Source organism: Hoeflea sp. TYP-13 (assembly GCF_040932035.1).
Taxonomy (GTDB): domain Bacteria; phylum Pseudomonadota; class Alphaproteobacteria; order Rhizobiales; family Rhizobiaceae; genus Hoeflea_A.
This window is the reverse complement of record NZ_JBFRBB010000005.1, coordinates 347116-360738: the sequence shown is the minus strand read 5'-3', so window position 1 is coordinate 360738 and position 13623 is coordinate 347116. Positions and strand designations below refer to the sequence as shown.

The window sequence follows — 13623 nt, the reverse complement described above, 5'->3', positions numbered from 1 at the left end:
CAGACCGGCGATTCGATTCACAATTACGGATCGGCGGTGTTTCGGCTTTTCAAATATTCACGTATCAGCGTTAAGCACGGGTTAATAATGCGTCCATGAAAACTTACGGGATTAGTCATAATTGCAGTTAAGATCCGTGGCTTTACTGCAGGTTGCAAACTTAACGCTAATGGTTTTACTTCTCGTCGACCGGGCCACCCGCCTTCTTCCAGCCGGTGAATCCCGAGACGATATGACTGACACCGGCAAGACCCATCTCTTTCGCCGCCCTGGTCGAAAGTGCCGAGCGCCAACCCGATGCGCAGTAAAACACAAAACGCTTGTCTGACTGGAACTCCTCCTTGGCGTAGGGGCTTTCCGGGTCGATCCAGAATTCCAGCATGCCGCGGGGGCAATGGAAGGCGCCCGGAACGAACCCATCGCGCTGCAGCTCGCGCACGTCGCGAAGATCGACGAAGGTCACATCCGGATTTCCATGCAGCGCAATCGCCTCTTCGGCCGAAAGGCAATCGACAATTTCATTGGCCTCGGCGACCATATCCCTGACACGTTTCATCATGGCTCCCTTGCGGCGTTGACATTGATGACGGGCATGCCATCAATCCTGATAACATGTCACAGGAGGCCCGCCATGGCGAACGCAAACGAGGTTATCGACGAGGCAAAGGGCGTTCTTGCCGAGACGGAAAGCAAAATTCGCGGGCACGCCTTCGTTGTGGCGATTGAAGCGGGGCAGGCGGACCGGGCGGCGCTACAGCTCTTTTGCGGCAATCAGTATCAGATGTGGAAACCGAATGCCGACGCCACATCGGTTGCCATGTTCCGGTTCTCCGATCATCCCTATCGCGCGGTGTTTCTGACGCCACCCGAAGTGGAAGCGGGGGCGGCTGCCGCGTTTGTCGCGCTCGGCAACAGGCTGGGCATGGATGAATTCGACCGCTTCGAACCTTCCGCAGAGGCGTTTGCATATGCCGCCTACAAGGCCTGGCTGATCTGCTACGGGTCGGCTGCCGAGATTGCCTGCGCGCGGGCGCTGAACCTTGCCGCGTGGGGCCATAATTGCGGCATGATGAGCCGCGGCCTGCAGGAGCATTTCGGGCTGAGTGTGGACGAGACCGCATTTCTTGACGGCTTTTCAAGCCTGCCTTCCCTGGAGGACAGGGCCGCTCAGGTCATCGACTACGATCTCCGGCGCGGCGTTGAGCCTTATGTCATCATACGCGCGGCGCGCATGATGCAGGACTACGAGCGGATGTTTTGGGACGCAATGGCGCGGCAGTCAGGACTTTGAGCCCCGGGACCGGCTGGCGGCCCCAAGGCAACGCCTAAAAGCCCGTCAGTTGTTGACGAGGTCGTCGATGGTGACGTTGAGAACCCTGGCGATCTTGCTGATCGCCGTCAGCGTCGGGCGTCGCGAGCCATCCTCGATACCGATGACATAATGCTCATCAAGACCAGTGCGGGCAGCAAGCTGCCGCAGGCTCATGCGGCGCACTTCGCGCACGGCTGTGACAGAGTTGCCGCTGTTGCGTGCGACTTCCGCGATTTCGTGTGTTGCCGGTTCCACCGTTGCTTCGAGAATCGACTGCGCAGCCATGGATTCGGCGAGTTCAAGCGCTTCATGCATGGCGCGGAACTCCGCCTCCCGCAACACCACATACCGTTCGATGCCATCCGGTGCATCGAATGTGCTGATTGCGGATATTGTGCTGTGCAACTTTGTGTTTTCGTCCCCATCCGACGCGCGGCCATAATAGACCTGTGCGGCGTTACTCATTGTGCCATCCCCCAATACTCACAAACATTCCTGTCGCCGCCCCCGACCCCATCAGATTATAGGGAAGTAACAAAAATCACAACTTCGCGCGGGAAGAATTCATAGAAATTTTACATGCGGAAATATGCGGTGAGCATGCGGCAACCAGCCCAAAGAGGCTCTGCGGTCAGGCCACCGAAATGAGTTGGTACAGATTGTGTCAGCTCAGTGCGGCCGGTTGTGGACTGGATGTGTCAACGCCCTCATGCTCCACGGATACCTGAGTTGAACAAATCCGGGTGATTTCATCGGCGTATTCCACGAGCGCGCGATGACCGTTGGGGCTTAGCGCGTAAATGCCGGTCTCAATCCTTTCAAACCAGCCATAGTGATTGTCCGCCATCAGGCGACGTGCTTTTTCAACGCCGGATTGCCGTGCAACGACCGCTGCTTTTGCCGGGCCTTGGTCGTTCAAAAAGCTCAGGCAGCGCAGGGCGTCCTGCCGGTATGCGGTAACAAGGCCTCTTCTCGTCGATCCGCCGGTATTGGGATCGCCGGCAAGCCGGGCAAATTCGCGCAGCAGTCGTGCCTGCTGGCGTTTGGCCTTGCGGGGTTTGTAGGGTGCGGGATCGAGATGGGCCTCGACAAGGCCATCCTTCAGCCTGACGGTCATAAGGCCCAGTCCGAGGCGCCGGCACAGTTTAATGTTCTTTCTCAGCGACACACCAAATGCCCTGCCCGATCCGCGCGGGACCGCGACATAGACTGCGTCCGTCATGCGTTGCCGGTCGATTGCCTGATGAAAAAGAGAGAGTGAAAAACCGCTTTTCAATTCGACGATGAGCGGCTCTTCGCCGCCGCGGACCGCAACGATGTCAGCGGATCCGACTTCGCCCTTCACGTCATAGCCTTGCGCCTCGAGCAATTTCTTGACCGGGGCATAAAGGTCCGTTTCCTGAATTCTCACGCTTGGCATGGCGAGCAGGCTACCTGCAATTCGTGAACAAACAGGAAGCTGGAGACGGGGTGGCTGAAACTGCTCTCACGCGGGCTTTCCGGCAATGACCGCCGGATAGATCCGTGCCCGGTCCCAGACCACGTCGGCGGCCAAAAAGCCGGCCTCGCGCAGCTGTCGCCGGGTGGTTGATGAATTCCGGTAACATTGAAATGAAACCCCGACGATGTCCGCAAAGACAATCCTTTGCAGGCGCAATGCTTCGGGGTCGATGGCGTTGATATTCCACTCGGAGGCCGGACTGGCTTCGGGGGGTGGTGTCAGGAAACTGGTCACAAGAATCCCGCCCGGTTTCAGCGCGGAAAAGAAGCCGCGATAGAGCTCCGTTACGCGCTCATCATCCGGCTCGTACGTGTTTAGTCCGTTGCTGGCGATCAGGTCGAATGTGCCGCGGTATCCAAGTTCCCAAGCGTCACCTTTGTGAAAGGTTACCGACGCCGGCAGATTGTACCCTGCGGCCAGGCGACGTGCCTTAGAAAGGCTTTCCTCGTCGATGTCGATGCCGACAAGGCGGATATCCGATACGGCGGAAAAATCGCGACCAAGCAGATCCCGCATCAGGCCGCAGGGAACGGAAGCGAGGATATTACCGTCTACAATATGATCCTGGATGGCGGCGGCAAAATGCCGGGACCGTTCCTGTGTGGCCAGCACCATCGGAAACGTGTCGAGGAGGCGCAGCTCCAGATCGGTCAGGACGCGCCCGTCCGGTGCGGTGCCACTCTTGCGGCCATGTGCAGGGTGTTCCATGACGAAGTCTGTCCAGAACCCGTTCCAGCCCTGATTTTGTAGAAGGAAACGGCCAAACGGGAATTCTGCCAGCTGATTAAGAATGTCGAGTTGCTCTGCGATCGTCGCGTGGTCGAGGTTGCCCCGTTCCTCAATCTGCGCCCGCTTTTCCGCAAGGGTTTGTCTGAAAGGCTGCCCCGCGTGTCCATGGGACAGATTGCGCCCGGCCTCGTATGACCTTTCGATACTCATCTCACATTCCTGACTGCAGATATCCGATTTACCCGTCTGTATTTGGACTGTCATACCGCGGAACCCGTCGGCGATGGTGATCCATCATACCCGCAGATTATCCGGCAGTCTTACTGTCACCTCACAATTGTGTTGGTCTGCACCCTGATATGGCAATTAACGCCAGCAGAGCAGGGAGAGCGATATGACACCGACACCTTATCTGTTTTTCAACGGTCAGTGCGCGGAGGCTATTGCGGCTTACGCCGAGATTTTCGGAGGCGAGATTCTCGAACAGCTGCCCGCTTCGCAAATGCCGCCCGAATATCCGGTTGCGGACGACCGCAAGGGCTGGATCATGCATTCCCGGATCAGGGTCGGAGACGGCCATCTGATGGCATCCGATTATGTTATGGGCGAGTGTCCCGATATGGCCGGTTCTTCCGTGATGCTGAGCTTTCCGACTGCCGACGAGGGCAAGGAAGTGTTCGACAAGCTTGCAAAAGGCGGTGTGGTGGAAATGGCCTGGGCGCCGACATTCTGGAGCGCGGGCTTCGGAACGCTCACCGACCGTTTCGGCATCAAATGGATGATCGGTTGCGACGAAGAGCCGAAGGGCTGACTGTAAAACGCCAGCCTAAGAAGCCCACCGGGACGAATGAACCCCGGCTCATGCCTTGCCGTCATTCAAAAGGATCGAGCTGGGACTGGATTTTTTTGGTCAGGCTCTTGCGTACCAGCCGATAGGAGTTTTCCAGGCGGTAACGCAATTCGTCCTCTTCCGTTTCCCAGGGAAGATTGACCCAGGAGCGGTGAAAGTAGGGGGCTTTTACGCCGACGCCGGCATCGATCAGCATCTGCGCTGTCTCGATGCCGTCGGTCTTGACTGAAACGCCGGGCGTGACGGCGCCGATACAGGCAAACATTTTTCCGCCGACCTTCCAGGCATCGTGACCGCCGCCCCACGGATCGGAGACCTCAGCGCCCGGAAAGCCCCGGCATATGGAATTGATCAGTTCTCTGCTCGTTGGGTCTGACATGATTTTTTCGTTTCCTTGACTGGGAAATGTACAGATATCCCATTTTGCAAACGACCGGTAGAATTCTGAATTCTGTTATCCTCTCCCGCTGTAAACAAAACACGACCTTGTAAGGCGCCGTTATGGTTAGTGCGCTGTATCATGTTGTTTTTATTGGTATTTACCGATAGGTACATTTGTTGACGCTGCAAGTAGACCGGTCGGTCTACTTGCATTTTGCCCCGATGCAGGCAGGCGCCCGGACTTAAACGGTCAAAAGGGTGGGTTGAACGTCATTGACGAGACGACGGGCGAACCCGTCGTCATCGTCAATGCGGGCCTGATCGTGCAGGTGCCGCTCCAGGCAGCACGCCAACTGGGCGCGATTAGTTGGGCAGATCGGCCTGATCGTGTCCGTTCCTGCTGTTTCAGTTCGGCATATGGTGACGGGTTGTGCCTTCTTTTGGCCCTATACACGGCTCCACGGCGACAAACTCACTACAAAGTTTTGATTTTAAATATGTATTGCCCAGACACTCATCAATTCGTCTAATGTGTGGGCTGAAGGTTGTCGGTGAGACTTCGGGCGAATCCGTGGCGATCGTCAATGCCCGCATCGTCGTGCGCGTGCCGGTCTAATCCGATTCAATCCGATCATGGAACAGACTATTCGTCGATAGCGTGCAGTTTGGTCTCGTCGATTGCAAGTATCACAAACAGTCCGATTACCGTCGACAACAGCACGGGCCAGTATGCAAGGCTCATACCGCCGGCAAAGGCTTCGGTGAGGATCGTCCGGATTTTGTCCGCATCTTCCGCGCTGTAGCGGGCAAGCACCGACTTTGCCGCATCAGCGCCGGCCGAACCGGCATTCAGCACACCGAGGTCCGCATCGGACAGCGAAATACCGGCTTGCCCGAGCGCTGTTTGAATCCGGTCCAGGCTCGACGCGTACATGATCGCCGTTGCCACGGCCACGCCGACCGCGCCGTAAGCGAGGTGAAGCATAAACGAGAGGCCACCGGCAAGACCGGCCCGTGAGGGCGCCACGGCGCTGACAGCGGCGGTTCCGGAGGGTCCGACCGCCAGCGGAGCGCCGATACCGATCAGCAGCATGGCAGGCAGGATTGCAAAATAGCCCCATGCCGGTATCAGGAATACAACCGTTGCGCACCCCAGGGAAATTAATAGATAGCCGGCAAATAAAAGACGTTTCGGGCCGTAAGGCTTGTATAAGTTCCCGGCGATGATCGATCCGACTGCCAATGGCAGCATCAGTGGGATCATGCCGAAGGACGCCTGCAAAACTGACCAGCCCAACGTCTTTTGCATATATTGCGGAAAGTATAAAAACGCGACGAAGAACGCCGGCACCATGAGCGCGTTGAGAGAAAGCGTCAGGACAAATTCACGGTTCCGCATCATCTGCTGCGGCAGAAGGGGGTCAGCGACCCGGCGTTCCACAAAAGGAAACGCCACAAGCAGGATCAGGCTCAGACAGAACAGCCCCACAATGACAAGCGATCCCCACCCCCGGTTCGCACCGACGTCAAGCGCATAGAGCAATGCCAGAATTGCGGCCGACAGGATTGTTATACCGGCATAGTCAACCTGTTCGTTGTCCGTCTGCGGCGGCTGTTTCGGCACTATCCGGAAAACCAGAATTGCGGCAAGAGTGGACAACACCGCATTGACGACAAAGAACAAACGCCAATCGCCAAGATAGGTAGAGACACCGCCGATCAGGGGACCGATTACATTGCCGCTGGCCACGCCTGCCAGGATTAGCCCCATAACCAGGCCGCGTTGATCCTCGGACGCGTTGGTGGCGCCGATGGCCAGAATGCTCGGCCAGATCAATGCGGCGCCCACACCCTGAAAGGCTCGCGCTGCGATCAGAAATCCAATTGTCGTAGACAACAGGCAGCCGACGGAGGCAACGATAAACAGCACCAGCCCGATCAAGAGCACGCGCCGCCGCTCATGCGTGTCGCCGAGACGCCCGCCCGTCACCATGAACATGGCAAATGTCAGGGCGTAGATATTCAGAACCCATTGTGTGGTGGTGATGTCGGCAGAGAGCTCGCTTTCGATGGCTGGCACCAGCAAAAGCGCGCCGGTGAAGTCGGTGCCGATGATGAATGCCGTCATCATCAGTGTTGCGGTACCAAGCACCGTGAGGCCGCTGATGGACTGCCGTTGTGATGACATGGGTCTTTCCCCCGGATGTCACTGTTTTATCCCGATGAGGACAAAGAGGCCAGCGGGTGGTCGGTTCCACATGCCCGCCAGATCAGGCCCCGCTTGACATTTGCCCCCCAATCCTGTTTATCCGCGCCTATTCCGCGACGAGTTGAACACTCCGAGCAGCTGACCGGGACCCGCAAAGGTATAAAGAGATCCCGGAAGCCACCACCCGGCAGCGCGATGCGCCCCCGGGTGCTTTTGTGCTTTGGCCGATTGCCGGTCATCTGCCTTCGGGGCTTGCCAATTTGGCGCGGGGTAACAATCTTTCAGGGACAGGCCCTGAAAGCAAAGGATTAGTGGATGTTTGAAAGCCTTCAAGATCGCCTTGGTTCCATCCTCAATGGACTGACCGGCCGCGGCGCATTGTCGGAAAAGGACGTATCGGCCGCACTTCGCGAAGTGCGCCGGGCGCTGCTCGAGGCCGACGTGGCGCTCGAAGTGGTGCGCTCGTTCACCGACAAGGTGCGTGAAAAGGCCGTTGGCGCGGAAGTGCTTAAATCCATCAAACCCGGACAGATGGTCGTCAAGATCGTCCATGACGAGCTGGTCGAGATGCTCGGCGCCGAGGGCGTTCCGATCGATCTGAATGCGCCGGCACCCGTCGTCATCATGATGGTCGGCCTGCAGGGTTCGGGTAAAACCACCACCACCGGCAAGATCGCCGCGCGGCTGACATCGCGCGACAAGAAAAATGTGCTGATGGCCTCGCTCGATACGCGCCGGCCGGCCGCTCAGGAACAGCTCCGCCAGCTCGGCGAACAGACAGGTGTCGATACCCTGCCGATCGTCGCCGGCCAGTCGCCGACGGAGATTTCGGCACGCGCCGTTCAGGCGGCCAAGCTCGGCGGCCACGATGTCGTTATTCTCGACACCGCCGGCCGTACCCATATCGACGAGCCGCTGATGGTCGAGATGGCGGATATCAAGGCCAAGGGCAATCCGCACGAAATCCTGCTTGTCGCAGATGCGCTGACCGGTCAGGACGCGGTCAATCTAGCCCGCAATTTCGATGAACGCGTCGGCATTACCGGCCTTGTTCTGACCCGCATGGACGGTGACGGACGCGGCGGTGCGGCGCTGTCGATGCGTGCGGTGACCGGCAAGCCGATCAAGCTGATCGGTACCGGCGAAAAGATGGATGCGCTTGAAGAGTTCCATCCGAGCCGCATTGCCGACCGGATCCTCGGCATGGGCGACATCGTTTCGCTGGTCGAAAAGGCCGCCGAAACAATCGACGCCGAAAAAGCGCAGGTCATGGCCGACCGCATGAAGGCCGGCAAGTTCGATCTCAATGATCTGGCTGACCAGCTGAAACAGATGCAGAAAATGGGCGGCATGTCCGGCTTCATGGGCCTGATGCCCGGTATGGGCAAGATGAAGGATCAGATTGCCGCTGCCGGTCTCGACGACACCGTGTTCAGGCGCCAACTGGCCATCATCTCCTCGATGACGCGCAAGGAACGGGCCAATCCCGACATACTCAAACACTCCCGCAAGAAGCGCATAGCTGCCGGTTCCGGCACCAATGCCGCCGAAATCAACAAGCTGTTGAAGATGCACCGCCAGATGGCCGACATGATGAAGGCGATGGGCGGCAAGGGCAAAAAGGCCGGGATGCTCGGCAAGATGATGGGTGGTCTTGGCGGTGGAATGCCCGGCATGGGCGGCATGCCTGACGCCAAACAGCTCGAGGCTCTGCAAAAACAGGCCGATGCAGCAGGCCTTGGCAAAGGCGGTGGCCTGCCCGGACTTGGCGGAGGCGGCGGCTTGCCCGGTCTCGGCGGTCCGAAACTTCCCGGCCTTGGCGGCCTTCCCGGTTTGCCTAAGAAGAAGTGACGCTGATGACCACCGATCCGGTAGAAAGACTGCACGAGTTGCGCCGTTCCATCGACAATTTCGATGCGGCGCTTATCCATATTCTGGCCGAACGCTTCCGCTGCACGCAGGCTGTGGGCAAGCTGAAAGCCGAATTCGACATGCCGCCCGCCGATCCCGACAGGGAAAAGCGGCAGGTCGAACGCCTGCGCAAGCTGGCCGAGGAAGCCGATCTCGATTCCGACTTCGCCGAGGCATTCCTCAATTTCATCATCAAGGAAGTCATCCGCCATCACGAGGCCTTTAGGCACGAGGCGGAGACCAAATGATCCGTCCAACGAATTAGGGCTGCGCCAGCAGCTTCAATGAAAACGCAGAAACAACTTTTGAAGGAAAAACAAAATGGCACTTAAAATACGTCTGGCCCGTGGTGGGTCGAAAAAGCGCCCCTACTATCACGTCGTCATCGCCGATGTTCGCGCGCCCCGCGACGGCCGTTTCATCGAACGTGTCGGCAAGTGGAACCCGATGCTTCCGAAGGACGGCGCCCGCGTCGAGCTCAATGAAGAGCGCATCAAACATTGGCTTGATCAGGGTGCACAGCCGACCGACCGCGTGCTGCGCTTCCTCGACGAGGCAGGCCTTGCAAAGCGCCCGGCCCGCAACAACCCGAACAAGGCAAAGCCCGGCAAGAAGGCACAGGAGCGCCTTGAAGAGCTGAAAGCCAAGGAAGAAGACGCCGCTGCTGCGGCATCCGAGGCCGCGGCCGCGCCGGCGGAAGAGGCTGCTCCCGAAGAAGCCGCTGCCGAATAAGTCCAAGATGGCGTTATGATAAGCGGGCGGCATATATGTGCTGCCCGCTTTTGTTTGTAGTGCGTGGTGGAAATGGCAAAACCCGACGATATGGTTCTGATGGCCGTTATCGGCGCCCCTCACGGGGTGCGCGGGGAACTGCGCGCCAATCCGCATACCGACGATCCGCTGGCGCTGAGCGATTACAGTCCGCTTTGCGACGAGACCGGCCGGGTCTTCAAGGTTTTGTCGGTGCGCCCGGCAAAGAATGTTGTAGTCATTCGCCTCGAAGGCATCAATGGGCGCGAAGCCGCCGAGGCGCTGAAGGGCACCAGTCTTTATGTGCCGCGCGATCGCCTGCCCGACGATCTTCTCGAAGAGGAAGAGTATTTCCATGCTGATCTGGAAGGTCTGACCGTGCGCGACCCCGATGGAAATGAGCATGGCACTGTCAGTGGCGTCTATAATTTTGGCGCCGGTGACATTCTGGAACTGTCGCGCCACGGCAAAAAACCGGTGATGATCCCGTTTTCCGAGGCCGCAGTGCCCCATATCGACTGGGAAAGCGGTGTTCTTACCGTCGATCCGGCCGCTGCGGGGCTTGACGGTTCGGAAGAGGAGCAGGGGCCGGGCAGCCGGCGGCGCCGTCCTTCGCGGGCCAATAAAAAGGCGAGACCTGCCGGAGAGGAGCGTTCATGAGCTTCCGCGCCAGCGTATTGACCCTCTATCCGCAGATGTTTCCCGGCCATCTTGCAGAATCGCTTGCCGGCCGGGCACTGGAGAGGGGCGACTGGTTGCTGGACACCGTTCAGATCCGCGACTTTGCGCATGACAAACACCGGAGCGTTGACGATACGCCCGCCGGCGGCGGTGCGGGAATGGTTCTGAAGCCCGATATTCTTGCCGCCGCAATCGATCAGGCAAGCCCGGAAGGCGACGGACGCCCGCGCCTGTTGCTCAGCCCGCGCGGCCGGCCATTGACGCAGGAAAAAGTGCGGGAACTTGCGTCCGGTCCCGGCGTCGTTCTCGTCTGCGGACGGTTCGAGGGTGTCGACCAGCGGGTGATCGATGCGCGCGGTCTCGAAGAGGTTTCCGTCGGCGATTATATCCTTTCGGGCGGTGAGCCGGCGGCACTGATCCTGCTGGATGCGGTGATCCGCCTGCTTCCGGGAGTCATGGGCAACGAGGACTCCGGCGCGTCGGAGAGTTTCGAGGAAGGGCTGCTCGAATATCCGCATTACACGCGGCCGCAGCTATGGGAGGATCGGGCGATCCCGGAGGTGCTCATTTCAGGCAATCACGCCAAAATCGATGCCTGGCGAAGACAGGAATCGGAGAAACTGACAAAGGAGCGGCGCCCGGACCTGCTTAAGGTCAAAAAAAAGCCGCGATAGGGATGACATTTTGCCGACATTGGTGTATGTGCCCCGCCAACCGGAATAATCCGACACCACCAAGCAAAGAATGGTGAACCCGCTCCGCCGCAAGGCAAATCCCCGAGGCAAGGACCAAAGGGCAGTTAGGCGCTCTGACCGTTTTAGAAGAAAGAAAGGTTCAGGACCATGGATATCATCCGTGAACTTGAGGCCGAACAGGCCGCTAAAATCGAATCAAAGCGCAAGCTGCCGGAATTTTCTCCCGGCGATACCGTCCGCGTCCTGGTGCGCGTCACCGAAGGCAGCCGCACCCGCGTGCAGGCCTATGAAGGTGTCTGCATTGCCCGCTCAGGCGGCGGCATCAACGAGAACTTCACCGTTCGCAAGATTTCCTACGGCGAAGGCGTCGAGCGTGTCTTCCCGATCTACTCACCAATGGTCGAAGGCGTCGAAGTGGTTCGCCGCGGTAAGGTTCGCCGCGCCAAGCTTTACTATCTGCGTGAGCGTCGCGGCAAATCGGCCCGTATCGTCGAAAACACCAATGTTCGCGCCCGCAAGCTGAACGATGCCGAGCGCCAGGCGCTGGCTGCCGAGAAGGCACGCATCGAAGCCGAAAAGGTGGCAGCCGCTCAAGCGCTCGCTGCCGAAAAGGCTGCTGCGGAGGCCGCTGAAAAAGCCGCTGCCGAAGCTGCTGAAAAAACCGCCGCGGACGACGCAGCCGAATAGGCCAAACGCCCGCGCAAGCGGTCACGGATTTCAATCAAGCGCGTACCGTGCCGGTGCGCGCTTTTTGATTCCCTGCCTTGAAAAATGCAATGTCCACACAGGCTTGTCTTGGCGGGCGGGTTTGTGACATTGTTCGCTCTCGCCGGCGCCTTGGAGCAAGATGCCGGGCAAACACAGGGAGCTTTTCATGTCACTTGTAAAATCTGTCATTGCCGCGGCGCTGACCGTCGCGATCGCACCCTTTGCAGCCATGGCGTCCGAACTTCCCGACATGGGCGGCAAGACCGTCGTCGTCGTCACGGAGAATGCCTATCCGCCGCTGCAGTTCATCGATCCGAAGACAGGCGACCAGATCGGCTGGGAATATGATGCGATGAACGAAATCGCCAAGCGGCTCAACATGAAAGTCGAATATCAGAACACCAGCTGGGACGCGATGATCCAGGCGGTATCCGATGCGCAGTACGATCTTGGCATGACCGGCATCACCATCAAGGAAGAGCGCAAGGAAAAGGTCGATTTTTCCGATCCCTATATGCGCTCCGAAATGTTCATGCTGGTGCGCGGCGATGAGGATCGCTTCGAAGACCACAAGGGCTTTGCTGCGCTTGAGGACGGGCTGGTCGGCGCACAGTCGGGCACGACGCCGTTTTACGTCGCCGTTTATGAAGTTCTGGACGGTAATGAGCAGAACCCGCGCATCAAACTGTTCGAGACATTCGGTGCGCAGGTCCAGGCCTTAAAGGCAGGCGATGTCGACCTGGTGCTGACCGATGGCACCGCCGGCAAGGGCTATGTCAAGGCATCGGATGGTGGGCTCAAGCTCGTCGGCCAGCCATTGGGTACCGAAGACTTCGGCTTTATCTTTCCGAAGGGCTCGGAACTCGTCGGTCCGATCAATGCGGCAATCGCCGACATGAAGGGTGATGGCACCATTGACGCGTTGAATACGAAATGGTTTCTGGAATACGAACTGGGCCAGTAAACCCGGATAACTGAAGCTCTTTCGCGGGCGGGGTTCTCCCGCCCGCGCATCGATTGGCGCCCATGGCACTCAGCAAGCCTTCCAGTGACAGCGATTTTCCCTATTGGCTTGTGGCGGCCACCGCGATAGCGGTTTTCATCGCCATCGTCATCGCCACCAACGACCTCTACACGCAGGTCCTCGTCATCGTTTCGAAGGGCGTGTGGATCACCATTTTCGTTACGCTTGTCGGCTTTTCGCTTGCATCGGCGCTAGGTCTGATCATCGCGGTGATGGGATTGTCGCGGTCGCTGGTGATGCGCCAGGTGGCACGGTTCTATGTCGAGATCATCCGCGGCGTTCCCATTCTCGTACTGCTTTTCTACATCGCCTTTGTCGGCGCGCCCGGCTTTGTGGTCGCCTGGAATTACCTGTCGACGCCGCTTCAGGAAGCCGGCCTTATCGACGAGCTCAAGGTGCGCGACATTTCGCTGATGTGGCGGGCCATCATCTCGCTGACCATCGGCTATTCGGCATTTATTTCCGAAGTGTTCAGGGCCGGCATTCTGGCCGTCGACGAAGGACAGATCGAGGCGGCGCAGGCGCTGGGTCTCACCCGCTGGCAGCGTTTCCGACTGATCATCATGCCGCAGGCCCTGCGCACCATTTTGCCACCGCTGGGGAATGATTTTGTTGCCATGGTCAAGGACTCCTCGCTCGTCTCGGTCCTCGGCGTTGCTGACCTTACGCAGATGGGCAAGGTCTATGCCTCCGGCTCCTTCCGGTTTTTTGAAACCTACTCCATCGTTGCCTATATTTATCTGTTGCTGACAGTGGGCCTGTCACTGGCGCTGAGAGCGCTTGAACGCCGTTTGCGGCAGGCCGGCAATATTGATGAGACAGGCTGATTGCCGCAGGGCAAAAAGCTTGATAAGAACGGTTCCAATGACGGA

16 protein-coding genes are annotated in these 13623 nt (G+C 58.6%); 10 read left to right on the top strand and 6 right to left on the bottom strand.

The window, feature by feature from the left end; all coding sequences use genetic code 11:
- Positions 1–175: 175 nt before the first annotated feature.
- On the bottom strand, positions 176–559 hold the full coding sequence (locus tag ABVT35_RS24735) for a rhodanese-like domain-containing protein (protein ID WP_368470213.1): 384 nt from the start codon (positions 557–559) through the stop codon (positions 176–178).
- Positions 560–631: 72 nt separating this feature from the next.
- Here ABVT35_RS24735 and ABVT35_RS24730 point away from each other — a divergent pair, with 72 nt between their 5' ends.
- Positions 632–1291, top strand: a complete 660-nt coding sequence (locus tag ABVT35_RS24730) for a hypothetical protein (RefSeq protein WP_368470211.1) — start codon at positions 632–634, stop codon at positions 1289–1291.
- A gap of 45 nt (positions 1292–1336) precedes the next feature.
- Here the strand turns inward: ABVT35_RS24730 and ABVT35_RS24725 are convergent, their stop codons facing one another.
- The 3 genes from ABVT35_RS24725 to ABVT35_RS24715 form a co-directional block, all read right to left on the bottom strand.
- Positions 1337–1777 carry a helix-turn-helix domain-containing protein gene (locus ABVT35_RS24725; RefSeq protein ID WP_368470209.1) on the bottom strand — a complete coding sequence of 147 codons (441 nt, stop codon included), beginning with the start codon at positions 1775–1777 and terminating at the stop codon, positions 1337–1339.
- A 199-nt stretch (positions 1778–1976) separates the two neighbouring features.
- Positions 1977–2732, bottom strand: coding sequence for a DUF2161 domain-containing phosphodiesterase (locus ABVT35_RS24720; RefSeq protein WP_368470207.1), 756 nt, complete (start codon positions 2730–2732; stop codon positions 1977–1979).
- 66 nt (positions 2733–2798) lie between these two features.
- The gene (locus ABVT35_RS24715) at positions 2799–3752 is read right to left on the bottom strand and encodes a class I SAM-dependent methyltransferase (protein WP_368470205.1); all 954 of its coding nucleotides are present in this window, start codon (positions 3750–3752) and stop codon (positions 2799–2801) included.
- Positions 3753–3936: 184 nt separating this feature from the next.
- Between ABVT35_RS24715 and ABVT35_RS24710 the strand changes: the two genes are divergently transcribed.
- Complete coding sequence (locus ABVT35_RS24710) at positions 3937–4353, top strand: VOC family protein (RefSeq protein ID WP_368470203.1); 417 nt, start codon at positions 3937–3939, stop codon at positions 4351–4353.
- A gap of 61 nt (positions 4354–4414) precedes the next feature.
- On the opposite strand, the gene ABVT35_RS24705 is transcribed toward ABVT35_RS24710, so the two are convergent.
- A complete protein-coding gene (locus tag ABVT35_RS24705) occupies positions 4415–4771 on the bottom strand; it encodes an MmcQ/YjbR family DNA-binding protein (RefSeq protein ID WP_368470201.1) in 357 nt (118 codons plus the stop codon).
- 645 nt (positions 4772–5416) lie between these two features.
- On the bottom strand, positions 5417–6961 hold the full coding sequence (locus ABVT35_RS24700) for an MFS transporter (protein WP_368470200.1): 1545 nt from the start codon (positions 6959–6961) through the stop codon (positions 5417–5419).
- A 336-nt stretch (positions 6962–7297) separates the two neighbouring features.
- Between ABVT35_RS24700 and ffh the strand changes: the two genes are divergently transcribed.
- The 8 genes from ffh (at position 7298) to ABVT35_RS24660 (ending at position 13578) form a co-directional block, all read left to right on the top strand.
- A complete protein-coding gene (ffh, locus tag ABVT35_RS24695; protein ID WP_368470198.1) occupies positions 7298–8833 on the top strand; it encodes a signal recognition particle protein in 1536 nt (511 codons plus the stop codon).
- Between the two features lie 5 nt (positions 8834–8838).
- On the top strand, positions 8839–9141 hold the full coding sequence (locus ABVT35_RS24690) for a chorismate mutase (protein ID WP_368470196.1): 303 nt from the start codon (positions 8839–8841) through the stop codon (positions 9139–9141).
- Between the two features lie 73 nt (positions 9142–9214).
- Complete coding sequence (rpsP, locus tag ABVT35_RS24685; RefSeq protein ID WP_368470194.1) at positions 9215–9625, top strand: 30S ribosomal protein S16; 411 nt, start codon at positions 9215–9217, stop codon at positions 9623–9625.
- Between the two features lie 72 nt (positions 9626–9697).
- Positions 9698–10303, top strand: coding sequence for a ribosome maturation factor RimM (gene rimM, locus ABVT35_RS24680; protein WP_368470193.1), 606 nt, complete (start codon positions 9698–9700; stop codon positions 10301–10303).
- Entirely contained in the window at positions 10300–10998 is a 699-nt protein-coding gene (trmD, locus tag ABVT35_RS24675; RefSeq protein ID WP_368470192.1) for a tRNA (guanosine(37)-N1)-methyltransferase TrmD, read from the top strand. The genes rimM and trmD overlap by 4 nt, the downstream gene beginning before the upstream one ends.
- A gap of 168 nt (positions 10999–11166) precedes the next feature.
- Positions 11167–11706: a 50S ribosomal protein L19 gene (gene rplS, locus ABVT35_RS24670; protein ID WP_368470191.1), complete on the top strand. Its 540-nt coding sequence runs from the start codon at positions 11167–11169 to the stop codon at positions 11704–11706.
- A 187-nt stretch (positions 11707–11893) separates the two neighbouring features.
- Entirely contained in the window at positions 11894–12691 is a 798-nt protein-coding gene (locus tag ABVT35_RS24665; protein ID WP_368470190.1) for a transporter substrate-binding domain-containing protein, read from the top strand.
- Between the two features lie 62 nt (positions 12692–12753).
- Positions 12754–13578, top strand: coding sequence for an amino acid ABC transporter permease (locus ABVT35_RS24660; protein WP_368470188.1), 825 nt, complete (start codon positions 12754–12756; stop codon positions 13576–13578).
- Positions 13579–13623: the final 45 nt, after the last annotated feature.

Coding starts and splice junctions, on each gene's coding strand:
- rplS (WP_368470191.1), top strand. CDS start 11,167: ATGGATATCATCCGTGAACTTGAGGCCGAACAGGCCGCTAAAATCGAA.
- rpsP (WP_368470194.1), top strand. CDS start 9,215: ATGGCACTTAAAATACGTCTGGCCCGTGGTGGGTCGAAAAAGCGCCCC.
- ffh (WP_368470198.1), top strand. CDS start 7,298: ATGTTTGAAAGCCTTCAAGATCGCCTTGGTTCCATCCTCAATGGACTG.
- trmD (WP_368470192.1), top strand. CDS start 10,300: ATGAGCTTCCGCGCCAGCGTATTGACCCTCTATCCGCAGATGTTTCCC.
- ABVT35_RS24720 (WP_368470207.1), bottom strand. CDS start 2,732: ATGCCAAGCGTGAGAATTCAGGAAACGGACCTTTATGCCCCGGTCAAG.
- ABVT35_RS24700 (WP_368470200.1), bottom strand. CDS start 6,961: ATGTCATCACAACGGCAGTCCATCAGCGGCCTCACGGTGCTTGGTACC.
- ABVT35_RS24690 (WP_368470196.1), top strand. CDS start 8,839: ATGACCACCGATCCGGTAGAAAGACTGCACGAGTTGCGCCGTTCCATC.
- ABVT35_RS24715 (WP_368470205.1), bottom strand. CDS start 3,752: ATGAGTATCGAAAGGTCATACGAGGCCGGGCGCAATCTGTCCCATGGA.
- ABVT35_RS24710 (WP_368470203.1), top strand. CDS start 3,937: ATGACACCGACACCTTATCTGTTTTTCAACGGTCAGTGCGCGGAGGCT.
- ABVT35_RS24660 (WP_368470188.1), top strand. CDS start 12,754: ATGGCACTCAGCAAGCCTTCCAGTGACAGCGATTTTCCCTATTGGCTT.
- ABVT35_RS24730 (WP_368470211.1), top strand. CDS start 632: ATGGCGAACGCAAACGAGGTTATCGACGAGGCAAAGGGCGTTCTTGCC.
- ABVT35_RS24725 (WP_368470209.1), bottom strand. CDS start 1,777: ATGAGTAACGCCGCACAGGTCTATTATGGCCGCGCGTCGGATGGGGAC.
- ABVT35_RS24705 (WP_368470201.1), bottom strand. CDS start 4,771: ATGTCAGACCCAACGAGCAGAGAACTGATCAATTCCATATGCCGGGGC.
- ABVT35_RS24665 (WP_368470190.1), top strand. CDS start 11,894: ATGTCACTTGTAAAATCTGTCATTGCCGCGGCGCTGACCGTCGCGATC.
- rimM (WP_368470193.1), top strand. CDS start 9,698: ATGGCAAAACCCGACGATATGGTTCTGATGGCCGTTATCGGCGCCCCT.
- ABVT35_RS24735 (WP_368470213.1), bottom strand. CDS start 559: ATGATGAAACGTGTCAGGGATATGGTCGCCGAGGCCAATGAAATTGTC.